The organism is Brevibacterium luteolum (assembly GCF_025147615.1).
Classification (GTDB): Bacteria; Actinomycetota; Actinomycetes; order Actinomycetales; family Brevibacteriaceae; genus Brevibacterium; species Brevibacterium luteolum.
The window spans coordinates 1-12,110 of record NZ_JALXPM010000065.1 but is presented as its reverse complement, the minus strand read 5'-3'; the positions used below and the strand labels follow the sequence as shown (position 1 = coordinate 12,110).

Below are 12,110 nucleotides of genomic sequence, written 5' to 3'. Positions count from 1 at the left end.
CCCCTCTCTGCGTTCAATGGCCGCGGCATATCTGCCGCGTCAGGTCATCAGACCTGTGGCGGGATCTCCCCACGGCGAATGGCCAGACGCTCATCGAGGAGCACCTGCAGCTCGTCGAAGGAGCGGCGCTCCAGCAGCATGTCCCAGTGGGTGCGCACCGGCTTCTCCGGCTCCTCGTCGGGCTCTTCGCCTCCGACGCGCGTGCCGATGCCATGCGTTCCCGAATCCCAGGTGGCCGGAACTTCGGCTTCGACGGAGAAGGGGACGGTGAACTTATGGCCGTCTTCGCAGACGTACTCGACCATCTGGCGCGGGGCAGGTTCGACACCAACTTCCGATTCGAGGCTTCGGGAGCCCAGCTGGGTACCGCGCAGACTGCGTTCACTCATCTGTTGCACACCTTCCGATGATGGTTTTCAAGCTCTTGGCAACCAGAACAGTCTAGCGACTCGTTTCATTCCCGCCTAAACCGCCTCGGCCAGCACCGCCTGGGCCGTCAGCGGATCATCGGTGACGAGCCCGTCGACCCCGAGGCGCGCCAGACGGCGCATCTCCGCGGGCTCGTTGATCGTCCACGCATCGACGCGGAGTCCGAGACTGTGGGCAGCGCGGATGAAGCCTGCGGTGATGACCGGGAATCCGTACCGGCTCGGCGGGACCTGCACAGCGTCGACTGAGGGGTCGAGACGCCAGCCACCGGCGCCGAGGAGACGCAGCCGCACCACCTCGGTGGTGCCCAGCGAGGTGGCGACGCCCGGCAGCGCCTGCCGCAGGACGTTCAGGCGGCGGGTGGAGAAGGCGGCCAAGCGCAGGCGTGCGGTGTCCCTGCGGCCGCGCAGCAGCCGGATCACCGCGGCTGCCGAGCGGTCGGCTTTGACGTCGATGTTGAAGTGGGCGGTGGGGAATGCCTCCAGCAGGTCAGTCAGCCGGGGGAGTGTCCCGCCGGCGGTGAGTTCGATCGCCTCCAGTTCTGCAGCTGGAAGCTCGGCGAGCTGCTCGGGACGCCCGGCGATTCGCTCAAGATCATCATCGTGGGCGGCGAAGAGCACTCCGTCTGCTGACAGGTGCACATCGGTCTCGAGCAGCGTGACACCGTGGGCGACGGCCTGTTCGAAGGCTGCCATGGTGTTCTCTTCTGTTCCGGGCCACAGGCCTCCGCGATGGGCGATGATGTCCGGGCGCGCAGCAGTCATACCAGCCAGCCTATTGCAGGCCGGCTGCGACATGTCGCGAATATCGGTGATGCCTGAATCGAAGTCTCAGCCAGTGCTGTCATACTGGCTTCAGCGCGCAATCTACGAGGACGGATGATTATGAAACGCAGTGAGAACGAACCCATCGAACCGACTGCTGTCCACGACTCCACCGACACGTCGACGACCGACCGGATGCGCAAGCTCGCCGGCCGGACATTCGCCTACGGCCGCAGCTTCGCCGATGTGCTCGGGCGCACCGCGCGTGAGGGCACGAGCCAGCTGCGCGACGAAGCTCGCCTGCTGAAGGACAACCCGCGCGGCCGATCCCGCGCCTACCAGGACCGGGCGCGCTGGGCTGTCGACAAGGGCCGGGAACAGGCGAAGACCACCCTGTCGAAGTCCGATAAGGCCGTCGACTGGACCGAAGAGAAGCTCACGAAGCTCCTCTCCGGTGCCCAGGAGCAGTTCTCCGGCCGCATGGATCAGACCTTCACCACCGTCCAGCGCGGTGTGAGCACTGGTGCCGATAAGGCCCGGGAGTTCGTCCGCCGCAACGATGCCGACACCACCGTGGACACGGTCGCGGAGCCTGCTGAGGGAACGGTCGACACCACCGTCACGCCGCCGGCTGCCGCAGACCGCACTGCTGCTGACACCGACTACCGCCAACCCTGAGTGACAGGCTGCCCTGCTTGAAGGTCCTGCATCCATCACCGGATGCAGGACCTTCATCAGTGTTTCCTCAGAATGCGCCAGATGGGTGGCGCTTTACCGTACCGTTACATAAGCTGTGAGTGTTGTCACAGCCACATAAGTGAGAAGGGCCTGATTGTGGGCAAGCACTCTGCGCCGAGGACAAAGCTCTCAGCATCGATCGCTGACTTCTTCCGGGCATTCGGACCACGGCGGCACGGCCGCCACAGTGACATCGATGAGGAGCCGGCATCAGCGGCAAGCATTCTCAGATCGACCAAGCGCATGCCGAATTGGGCGGCCTTAGCTGTCCCGACTGCAGCAGTGGCGAGCCTGGCCGTCTCCGGCCTCATGCTCGCCCCAGCCGACAGCGGCACCCCTGAGCGCGTTGTCTTCAGCAGCAAAGAGCAGCCGCGCACCGGCCCCGCCTCAGCACAGGCCGTATCAACCGACAATGCGCACGCAGAGAAGCTGCTCAAGGACTGGGACGATGCCGTCAGCCGGTCGAAGGAGAAGTCGGGTTCCCAGGAGATCGCCGCATCACCAAAGCCCACGCCGCCTCCGCCGCCACCGGTCATCCCGGAGATCCCGACGCCAGCCGCCGCTGAAGCCGCGACCGGCGCATCCACAGAGAACGAGGACAAGTCCTCGGATTCCAAGAAGGACTCCAGCCCGAAGCGCGATAAGAGCGAGCCGAAGCAGAACACCGAAGCCTCCGGCCAGGGCGGCACCTGCAAGGCGTCGTACTACAACACCGGCCACACGACAGCCAGTGGTGAGTCCTATGATCCGATGGGCATCACCGCCGCGCACAAGAAGCTGCCCTTCAACAGCAAGGTGAAGGTGACCAACAAGGCCAACGGCAAGTCCGTCGTCGTGCGCATCAATGATCGCGGGCCGTTCGTCGGCAGCCGCTGCCTGGACCTCAGCGAAGGTGCGATGAAGGCCGTCGGCGGCATCGGATCCGGTGTCATCACCGTCGACTGGGAAGTCCTCTGACCCCTCGGTGCCTGTGACGCAGAAAGCGCCCCCTGTCCGCGTGGACAGGGGGCGCTTTCGCATCGGCGTGACCTCAGCGCAGGCTGCCGGTCAGCAGTGCTGGCGACGTATCAGCCTTCGGCAGCGACGACGTCCGGAGTGCGGGCGCCGAGCTTGGCGTCCATGCGCAGGATGCCGTTTCCGTCTTCGCCGACGCGTTCGAGCTGGCCGACGATCTCACCAACGGTGGCCTCTTCTTCGACCTGCTCGTCGATGAACCAGTTGAGCAGCGGGATGATGTCGATGTCATCTTCCTTATGAGCGGTCCGGTACAGGTTGCGGATCGACTCGGAGACCTTGCGCTCGTGATCGAGAGCGGCCTGGAAGAGTTCGACGGGGGACTTGCCGGCGAAGCTCGGAGCGGTGATGGTGCCGATCTGCGGCGAGGTGCCGCGGTCGAGCGCGTGCTGGATGAACTTCGCGGCGTGCACCTGCTCCTCCTCGGCCTGTGCCCGCATCCACGAGCTCATGCCGGTGAGATCCTGGTCTTCGAGTTCGATGGACAGCTGCAGGTAGACGATAGAGGCTTCGAGTTCCATGGTGACCTGGTCGCTGACTGCGGCGGCCATGTTCTGGGTGAGTTCCATAACTGCTCCTTTTCGATCGTGTGGGTGATCGGACCAGTAGTGAGGTGCAGGAGATTCGCCTTCGGTCCGGGTGAGGCGACAATCGCGTTCTCAGCGATTCATCCTGCGGGCATGTGCGCAGTTTCGAGCTTATAGCAGGCCTGCAAGCGGCTCCAGTAAGGCAAAGAACGCCTAACCTGGAAACATTCCAGAATAGAGACAAGCGCTGGAGTGGTACAGGGGAGTAGGGGTCGTTCCCGAGGCGGTGGTCGCCTCTGTTCGGATGGCCCGCAACTCCTCACGCATGCCCAGCGGGCAGCTACGCGGGCAGCTCGACGAATCGTCGTCAGCACTGCACGGCCGCTGACGCGGGACTCAAACGTGAGCAGACGAGGGCCGTACAGGCAGGTTGACATAATAATTCCGCATACCCGCATGTGCCCTGGGCGTCTGTTCTGATGCGCGGGAGACAGTGCAGCCGTGACCTCGCAGGGGCCAGGAATGCCACATGACGTATCCATGACCAGAGGGCAGCCACCGACAGAACGTCACTAGAGCAACATCACCAGTGCAGTCGAGGACACGACACGAGGGTCACGACAACGTCTATATGGAGTGCGAACGCTGCGCACCCGCAGACACCGGAGCGTCAAAGACACCCGAACGCACACGGCAGGCAGATGGCCATACGCATACGCTGCGGCAGGCGCAGTCCGTGCGACCATGAAGACAGGTGGAGGCAGCCGAGCGTGAGCACATTGACACCGCTGCGCGCCTAGTTCCCGCAATCACCGTCGTACGCCGATAATATACATTATGTAAACTACAGTTTCAGACGCTCCCGCACACATCTGCCCGGCGCCAGAGCCAGCCACTCTCCCTCACCGGTGCTGGAGTGTCCCTTGAATGCGAAACGGTGCACCGCCTTCGTGGCAGTGCACCGTATCCGTCATCGTTCCGCTCAGCGAGGCTGGCAGACGAGTGCTTTCCTCAGTCGTCCTGGCTGGTCACGGTCGTGCGACCGCGTCCGGCCGGCATGAAAAGCGTTGCGACCATCGGCGCGAACATGACTGCACCGACGATGCACATGGAGATGATGATGTCTGCCACGTGATACACCTCCTGAAACGGGTTGTTGAGCGGGCCATTGCGTGTCTCGGAACAAGGATACCCAATGCTGAGACTCACCTGGTAGCCGACCTGCCGGTTCCACGCAGCCGCCAGGCAATGTCATTGGCTCTCACCCAGCCCAGCGCGGAATGTGGCGGCTGCCCTCCTTGCGCTCATCGCTGTAGTAGCTCTGCCCTGGCTTGAGTTCCCCGCCGAAGAGCTCGCTGACGGTCACCAGCGTGAAGCCCTGTTCCTTGAGCTTGGCGATGATCTGCGGGCTGGCTTCGACACTGGGCTTGTGGATGTCGTGCATGAGAATGATGTCGCCTGGCCGCACGTCAGTGGTCGCGGCCTTGACGGTCTTCTCCGGTGCCTTCTTGTTCTGCCAGTCATTGGTGTCCAGGCTCCAGATGATCGACGGCAGCCCGCCGTCGGGAACACCCTTGGCGAAGGCGCCGTAAGGCGGGCGGAAGACCGTGGGCTTCTCCCCTGTCACCTTCTCGATCGCGCCGTTGATGCGGGCATGCTCCCGCTCGGCTGCCGATCGCGAGATCTTCGTCAGCTGCGGATGGTTCCATGTGTGGCTGCCGATTTCATGGCCCTCCTCGGCGATCCGCTTGAGCGTCGCCTCATTGCCCGCGATCGAGGTGCCCTTGACGAAGAACGTTGCCGGCACGCTTTCGGCCGCCAGCGCGTCAAGCAGCTGTGGGGTGTCCTCGCCCGGACCGTCGTCATAGGTCAGGGCCACGCACTTGGTCTCAGCGCAGTCGACATCGTTGCGGTCGCGGGTGACGTGCTCGGGAATCTTCTGCCCTGCTTTGAGCTGCGGCCCAGGCGCCGAGTCGTTCAGCCACTCCCGCCCGGCTGCTGTCAGCCAGTCGCGGACCTGGTCGCCGGTGAAGCTCACGGCCACCGAATCGTCACCGCGGGCATTGACGATGCCGCTGCCGAGGTGGGTCACCAGTCCCCCGTGTCCGTCGACGGTAGTGCCGGTGGTGATGGCTTCGACCTGCACACTGCTCAGGTGCGCGGCGTCATGGGCGCTGGTCCGGTAGCCCTTGCGCTGCAAGGCCTCAAGCACGTGGGTGGCGAGTTCTCGCTGCCCTGCCTTGGTGAACAGCTCGGCTGCCGGAATCTCGGTTCCGGCATCACGGTCGAGCACCTTGGTGTAATAGGCCTCCGGTCCGGCACCGGGCAGAGTGCTGCGGTCATGGAGCAGGAAGGAGACGTGGCTGCGGCAGTTCTGCGTCACCTGCCAGTCAAGCTCGTACTCCCCCGGCACAGGCTTCTTTCCGCCTGCGCCTGATGACTCGGATTCGGGCAGCCGCTGGCGGCGCAGCTCGCTGACGAAGTCACTGATCTTCCGATTGAACGCCTCAGCACCGCGAACCTCGGGAAAGCGCAGAGTATAGTCCGGGCTGTCGGATTCGTGGCGCTGGCCGAGCACATCGGCAGGTTCGGCTGCAGCGGCGAACGGTGTGCGGCCATCGGCGAGTGCGGTGACCTGTGCTGCTGCCTCGCGGCTGGTGCCGTTCGAGGCGCAGCCGCTGAGCAGCAGGGCTGCGATCGCCGCTGAAGCGACAGCGGCGCGGGGACGACGCGACATGAGGAGACGATCCTGGGTGCAGACGGGGATGCGGGGACGAATCAGAGTTTAATCCGTGCCCCTGTGGAGATGCACACCGAATCCGGTGAATGTGAGGAGTTCGAAAGGCTCTCACAGCAGCAACTGTGCGCCGGTCGTCAAGACGATCGGCAGGGTCAGCATCGAGATGACCGTCTGACCTGCAATGAGAGCGGCCATGAGAGTGGCGTTGCCGCCGAGCTGCCGAGCCATGACATAGGCGCTGGAGGCTGTGGCGATCGACTGGAAGATGAGCCCGACGACAGCAGCCTCTCCCCTGACGCCGAATGCCAGCAGCGAGACGACCGTAACCGCCGGGACGATGAGCAGCTTGAGCACGGTCGCTGAGACGAAGGCGACGGCGTGCTCGCGCACCGAGAACCGCCGGATGCCAGCACCGACGCACAGCAGGCCGATCGGCAGCGCGGCAGCGGCGAGCGGATCGATCATCCCGGCCACCGCCTCGGGCGTGGTCACCGGCAGCACATTCCACGCCCCACCGGCAGCACAGCCGAGCACGAGCGGGTTGAGGATGACCGAGCGGCCGAGTGCCAGCCAGGAGCGCTTGTCGACGAGGAAGAGCTCGAAGGCGATCGAGGAGAGCACGTTGACGAGTGGGACGAGCACCGCGCCGACGATGGCAGCCAGTGCCGCGCCCTCCGGGCCGAAGAGAGTCGCCGACAGAGACAGGCCGATATAGGTGTTGAACCGGATCGCACCTTGGACCACAGAGGTGAACGATGGCCGGTCGGAGGCGAGCACCCGGTTGAGTGCGAAGAGGATGATCGTGATGCCGATCGTCGGCAGGACGAGGGCGGCGGCCAGGCGGCCGATGTCGATGTGGGAGATGTCGACAGCTGAGATGTTGCGGAAGAGCAGCACCGGCAGTAGGACGAAGTAGGCGAGCTTCTCGGCACCGGACCAGAAATCAGGGTCACTCAGCAGCCGCAGCCGGCGCAGCACCCAGCCGAAGAAGATGAGGCCGGCGACCGGGATGAGGGCGCCGACAACACTGACGAAGTCCATGTGCCCACTCTACGGAGACTGAGGTGATTCCCAGGAAACTGGTCAAGTGACGGGAATGAAACCAAACTTGAGCGCGTTAGACTCAACGTAAGCGACCAGCTGACCGAAAGGAGCCTGCCATGGCTGCAAAGTTCGATCCGATCCGCGATCTCGACCGCTTCTTCTCCGACATCACCCGCACCCCGAACAGCACCGCCCTGCCGATGGACCTGTACCGCGACGGCGACGCCTTCGTCGCCCGCATCGACATGCCCGGTGTCGATCCGTCGAGCATCGATGTCGACGTGCAGGATCGCACGCTGACGGTGCGCGCCGAGCGGACCGCTTCGACGGAGAGCTCCGAGGTGCAGTGGCTCAGCCGTGAGCGCCCGACGGGCACCTTCGCCCGCCAGCTGACGCTGGGCAACCGCATCGCCCTCGACCAGATCACCGCCGCCTACGAGGACGGCGTGCTGCTGCTGACCATCCCGGTCGCAGAAGAGGCCAAGCCGCGCAAGATCTCGGTCAACCACACCCAGCGCGGAGACGTCATCTCCGGCGACGAGACCCAGGCCTGATCGGCTGAGCGCTCCTGCGCCCAGCTCATCACGCCAACGGGCCGCACACCTGCTCAGGTGTGCGGCCCGTTTCGTGTCTCAGTTCCTAATGCTGGGGGACGCCGGAGCTGTGCTGCGGCTCAGTCGGTGCTCAGCACGATCTTGCCGAAGCGCAGGTTCGAATCGAGCTGCGAGTGGGCCTCTGCCGCCTCGTCGAGCGGGTAGACGGAGTCGATGATCGGGTCGATCGAACCGTCTTCGACCATATCGAGCAGGCCGGCGAAGTCCCGCGGGGAGCCCATGGCGGTGCCGAGCACGCGCTTGTGGGCCAGGTACAGGGTGCGGATGTCGAAGTCCTCGACGACGCCCTGGTTCTCCGTCCCGCCGAGGGCGACGACGGCGCCGCCGGGCTTGAGCATCATGACCGATTCCTGCAACGTCGAGCCCACGGAGTCGAAGACGAGGTCGGCCTCGCCGATCTCATCGCGCAGCGTCAGCTCCCAGTCGTCGACGGTGTAGTCGACACCGGCGACGGCGCCGAGTTCCTTGGCAAGGTTGACCTTGTCGTGATTCGACGAGGTCACCGCCACACGCGCACCGGCCTTGACCGCCAGCTGCAGGGCCAGCAGCGAGAGCCCCGAACCGGCGCCGAGGATGACGACGGTCTGGCCCTTCTCAAGCTGCCCGACGGTGAACAAGGCGCGGTAGGCTGTCACGCCTGAGAGTGCGAGTGCACCGGCTTCGGCCCAGGCCATCCGCTTGGGCTTGGGGTACAGGTTCTCTTCCGGCACGGCGATGAGCTCGGCATAGGTGCCGTCACTCGGGCCGCCGAGGATACTGAAGTCCGGGCCGGCGCAGGCGTCGGAGTCACCCCAGTTGAGCGAGGGGAAGACGATGACCTCCTCGCCGGTGTCGCGGCGGACGCCGGCGGCATCGGAGCCGAGGATGAGCGGCAGGTGCGGACGGTACTGCGGGCCTGCGCCTTCGCGGATGAGCGCGTCGCGGCGATTGATGCCGGCCATCTTGACCTCGACGAGGACCTTTCCATCTGCCTGCGGTTCGGGCAGTTCGGAGCACTGCAGCACCTCGGGTCCGCCGTGCTCAGTGAGCTGGATTCCACGCATGACGTCTCCTTCCTGACTCTGCGTCCATCCTCTCATGCCGCCACTCCCCTGACGTGGGTGGGCGCGCCTGCGACCAGGGATGTCTCAGTCTGCGGTCGGCAAGCGTGAGATGCTCACGAGGCACAGATAGGGCAGCTCGAATGTGCCGGCCGTGTCGAATCCGGCCTCATGGGCCAGATAGTCGCGGATATTGGCTTCGACCCGGGAGCGGGTGCGCTCGTTGGAGCGCAGCCAATAGGACCGGGTGGCTGCCAGCTTGACGACGGTGTCGATGGTGACCGGTGTGGTGAAGAGGTGCTCCTGGGTGGGTTCAGTCGTAAACCCGTGCCCGAGGTGGGGCTGCCAGCCGGGCCGGTAGACGTCGCCTGCGTGCATGATCCGGGCCAGGCGCAGCACCCACGGGATGCGCACGTCGAGCTGGTTGTTCAGGATCGCCAGCCTGCCGCCGGGGCGCAGCACCCGGGCGATCTCCGCACCGGCGGCCTGCGGGTCGAACCAGTGCCAGGCCTGGGCGGCGGTGACGAGGTCGACGGAGGCATCCGGCAGCAGGATCGCCTCGGCGGTGCCGACGCGCACCTGGGCGGGATTGCGGGCGAGCAGCTGTTCATCCGGATCGACGGCAGTGAGTTCGGCGACCCGGTCATCGAGCAGCAGGTCGCGGCTCAGCAGCCCGGTGCCGGCCCCGAGGTCGCAGACATCGAACTGCCGGTCAGCCGCCTCGGCGAGCACAGCGTCGATGGCATCAGCCGGGTATCCAGGCCGGACGGCGTCGTAGAGTTCGGCGGTCGTGCCGAAGCGGCGCCCGTGGGCTGTCCGGGTCTGCTGTGGGATCTTGGGGCCCGCTCCGTAGCGCAAGTCGTTCTCGGCCGGCTGGGAGGTCACTGCTGCGTCTCCGGCGGCAGGTGGTAGTCGATGACGATGCCGCGGTGATCGGATCCGGAGATCTCCAGGATCTGCCCGCCGATCGGGTGCAGGGCAGCCCGATCGTAGACCTGGTGATCGATCTGCGCGCCGAGCAGGCCAGGCCAGCTGGCAGGCCACGTACTGGCTCCGGCCGTCCGCAGGCTGCGGGCTGCATCCGCACAGCCCTCAGGCACTGCGAACGGGGCGTGGTCGAGAGTGGCGTTGAAGTCGCCTGCCACGAGGACGCTGCTGCCGGGCTGACACAGGCCCGCGGCAGCAGAGACGGTGCGCTGCCATTCGCGCTGGACCAGGCTGCGCTGGATCGGCGCGTGCGTATGCACCGCATACATGTCCCCAAGCCTGGTGCGCATGCCCACGAAGGCGCGCGACGCCTCGGGATCGGCAAGTTCCTCAGGTTCCAGGGAATTGTGCACGGCCAGCACCGTGCCGGCCTCACCGTCGAAGACCGCCCGGTGGGCAATGCGGTAGTCCCCGGCAATACCACGCTGCTCAAGAGCCTCGACGAGGGTCTGCCGGTCGGTCTCCTGCAGGGCGATGACCCCTGCTCCCCTGGCGTCAGGGCCGAGCACATCATCAAGGCTGCCGGCGCCGAAGAACAGGTTCGCTGAGATGACCCGCAGATCACCGGGCACAGCGGGCAGCTGGGCCTGCGAGGTGCCGCCGCGCAGACCGAGCACGCCGAGGCTGACAGCGACGAAGATGAGCGAGGTGGCGATGAACCCGGCGCAGAAGCGCACGCCGCGGCCGACGACGAAGCTCAGAGACAGCAGCGCGAGGAAGACGATGAGGGCGGCGGTGGCCAGTGCGCGGAATGACTGCAGGTGGGCGATGCCGGTGACAGCACCGAGGACGAGGTGCTGGGGGAACCACATGAGCACACCGAGCACGACGGCTGTGATGATGCCCAGCAGCACGGGAATCAGCGGTGACTGGGCGCGTGGGGATTGTGGCACGCCAGTAGTATAGGAGACACCGATCTCGTCGCGCTGTGAGAGGATCTCCCCCATGTCCCTGACTGACCTGTCCCGTTCCGATCTTGAGGCTGCGCTGGAGCAGGCTCACGCCGACTACGAGGCGTTCGCCGGGCGCGGACTCGCCCTCGACATCACGCGCGGGAAGCCCTCTGCCGAGCAGCTCGATCTGGCCGCGGACATGCTCACGAACGTCACCGCTGATGACTGCCTGTCCCCCAGCGGCGTCGATGTGCGCAACTACGGCGGACTGGAAGGTCTCATCGAGCTGCGGGAGATCTTCGGTCAGCTGCTCAAGGTCCCAGCATCCCAGCTGCTCGCCCAGGGCAACTCCTCGCTCACCCTTATGCATCAGGCGCTGAGCTTCGCCTGCCTGTTCGGCACCTCAGCAGGCACCACCCCGTGGGCCCAGCAGCCGCGCCGCATCCTGTGCCCGGTGCCCGGTTACGACCGTCACTTCGATCTGGCGGAGGCGCTCGGCTTCGAGCTCGTCTCCGTGGAGATGGACGACGAGGGACCGGTCCTTGAGCAGGTCGAAGAGCTGGTGGCCACCGACCCGACGATCAAGGGCATGTGGCTGGTGCCGATGTACTCGAACCCGACCGGCATCACCATCAGCAACGAGCGCGCACGCCGGCTCGTGTCGATGAAGACCGCAGCCGAGGACTTCAAGCTGCTGTGGGACAACGCCTATGCCCTCCACCACCTGCGCCAGCCGCACGCCGAGGTGATCGACATCCTGTCCCTGGCAGCTGAGGCCGGCAACCCGGACCGGGTGTGGATCTTCGCCTCGACATCGAAGGTCACCCATGCCGGTGCCGGTGTCGCGTTCTTCGGCGCCTCGGATGCCGACGTCTCCTGGTTCACCGGGCATCTCGCGGCCGCGTCGATCGGGCCGGACAAGGTGAATCAGCTGCGGCATCTGCGCTTCTTCGGTGATGCTGACGGGGTCGTCGACCATATGGTCAAGCATGCCGAGATCCTGCGCCCGAAGTTCGAGGCGGTCTCCCGGATCCTCGGTCAGCGCCTCGGCGACGATGACATCGCGACGTGGACGGATCCCAACGGCGGGTACTTCGTCACCGTCTCGGTGATGCCCGGCACCGCTGATCGGGTCGTCAAGCTCGCCGCCGAGGCCGGGGTCAAGCTCACCCCTGCTGGTTCGACGCACCCGTACAAGCTCGATCCGGACAACGCCGTCATCCGGGTGGCTCCGTCGATGCCGACACTCGAGGATGTCGAGACGGCCGTCGAGGGCTTCGCCGTGTGCGTGCGGCTGGCCGCCTGCGAGAAGCTGCTCGC

General features: G+C 65.6%; 12 protein-coding genes. 4 read left to right on the top strand and 8 right to left on the bottom strand.

Features of this window, described 5'->3' with window-relative positions:
- Positions 1 to 47: 47 nt before the first annotated feature.
- The gene (locus M3C25_RS12395) at positions 48 to 389 is read right to left on the bottom strand and encodes an RNA polymerase-binding protein RbpA (RefSeq protein ID WP_165882959.1); all 342 of its coding nucleotides are present in this window, start codon (positions 387 to 389) and stop codon (positions 48 to 50) included.
- Positions 390 to 464: 75 nt separating this feature from the next.
- Positions 465 to 1,193: a glycerophosphodiester phosphodiesterase family protein gene (locus M3C25_RS12390; protein ID WP_165882960.1), complete on the bottom strand. Its 729-nt coding sequence runs from the start codon at positions 1,191 to 1,193 to the stop codon at positions 465 to 467.
- A 120-nt stretch (positions 1,194 to 1,313) separates the two neighbouring features.
- On the opposite strand from M3C25_RS12390, the gene M3C25_RS12385 reads away from it, so the two are divergent.
- On the top strand, positions 1,314 to 1,871 hold the full coding sequence (locus tag M3C25_RS12385; RefSeq protein ID WP_259857026.1) for a hypothetical protein: 558 nt from the start codon (positions 1,314 to 1,316) through the stop codon (positions 1,869 to 1,871).
- 303 nt (positions 1,872 to 2,174) lie between these two features.
- The gene (locus M3C25_RS13130; protein ID WP_311200548.1) at positions 2,175 to 2,888 is read left to right on the top strand and encodes a septal ring lytic transglycosylase RlpA family protein; all 714 of its coding nucleotides are present in this window, start codon (positions 2,175 to 2,177) and stop codon (positions 2,886 to 2,888) included.
- Between the two features lie 110 nt (positions 2,889 to 2,998).
- Here M3C25_RS13130 and M3C25_RS12375 read toward each other — a convergent pair whose 3' ends face one another.
- The 3 genes from M3C25_RS12375 to M3C25_RS12365 form a co-directional block, all read right to left on the bottom strand.
- On the bottom strand, positions 2,999 to 3,514 hold the full coding sequence (locus tag M3C25_RS12375) for a ferritin (RefSeq protein ID WP_102160048.1): 516 nt from the start codon (positions 3,512 to 3,514) through the stop codon (positions 2,999 to 3,001).
- 1,219 nt (positions 3,515 to 4,733) lie between these two features.
- Positions 4,734 to 6,209 (bottom strand): polysaccharide deacetylase family protein, encoded by a 1,476-nt coding sequence (locus M3C25_RS12370; protein WP_259857021.1) that lies wholly within the window; start codon positions 6,207 to 6,209, stop codon positions 4,734 to 4,736.
- Between the two features lie 111 nt (positions 6,210 to 6,320).
- Positions 6,321 to 7,253, bottom strand: coding sequence for an AEC family transporter (locus M3C25_RS12365; protein WP_259857019.1), 933 nt, complete (start codon positions 7,251 to 7,253; stop codon positions 6,321 to 6,323).
- Between the two features lie 119 nt (positions 7,254 to 7,372).
- Between M3C25_RS12365 and M3C25_RS12360 the strand changes: the two genes are divergently transcribed.
- The gene (locus tag M3C25_RS12360) at positions 7,373 to 7,810 is read left to right on the top strand and encodes an Hsp20/alpha crystallin family protein (protein WP_170274083.1); all 438 of its coding nucleotides are present in this window, start codon (positions 7,373 to 7,375) and stop codon (positions 7,808 to 7,810) included.
- 119 nt (positions 7,811 to 7,929) lie between these two features.
- On the opposite strand, the gene M3C25_RS12355 is transcribed toward M3C25_RS12360, so the two are convergent.
- From M3C25_RS12355 to M3C25_RS12345, 3 genes are all read right to left on the bottom strand, one after another.
- Positions 7,930 to 8,913: a quinone oxidoreductase family protein gene (locus M3C25_RS12355; protein ID WP_259857018.1), complete on the bottom strand. Its 984-nt coding sequence runs from the start codon at positions 8,911 to 8,913 to the stop codon at positions 7,930 to 7,932.
- A gap of 84 nt (positions 8,914 to 8,997) precedes the next feature.
- Positions 8,998 to 9,795, bottom strand: a complete 798-nt coding sequence (locus M3C25_RS12350) for a class I SAM-dependent methyltransferase (protein ID WP_259857016.1) — start codon at positions 9,793 to 9,795, stop codon at positions 8,998 to 9,000.
- Positions 9,792 to 10,790, bottom strand: coding sequence for an endonuclease/exonuclease/phosphatase family protein (locus tag M3C25_RS12345; RefSeq protein WP_259857013.1), 999 nt, complete (start codon positions 10,788 to 10,790; stop codon positions 9,792 to 9,794). The genes M3C25_RS12350 and M3C25_RS12345 overlap by 4 nt, the downstream gene beginning before the upstream one ends.
- Before the next feature lie 52 nt (positions 10,791 to 10,842).
- On the opposite strand from M3C25_RS12345, the gene M3C25_RS12340 reads away from it, so the two are divergent.
- On the top strand, positions 10,843 to 12,110 hold a 1,268-nt coding region (locus M3C25_RS12340; protein WP_259857011.1), incomplete at its 3' end, for an aspartate aminotransferase type Ic.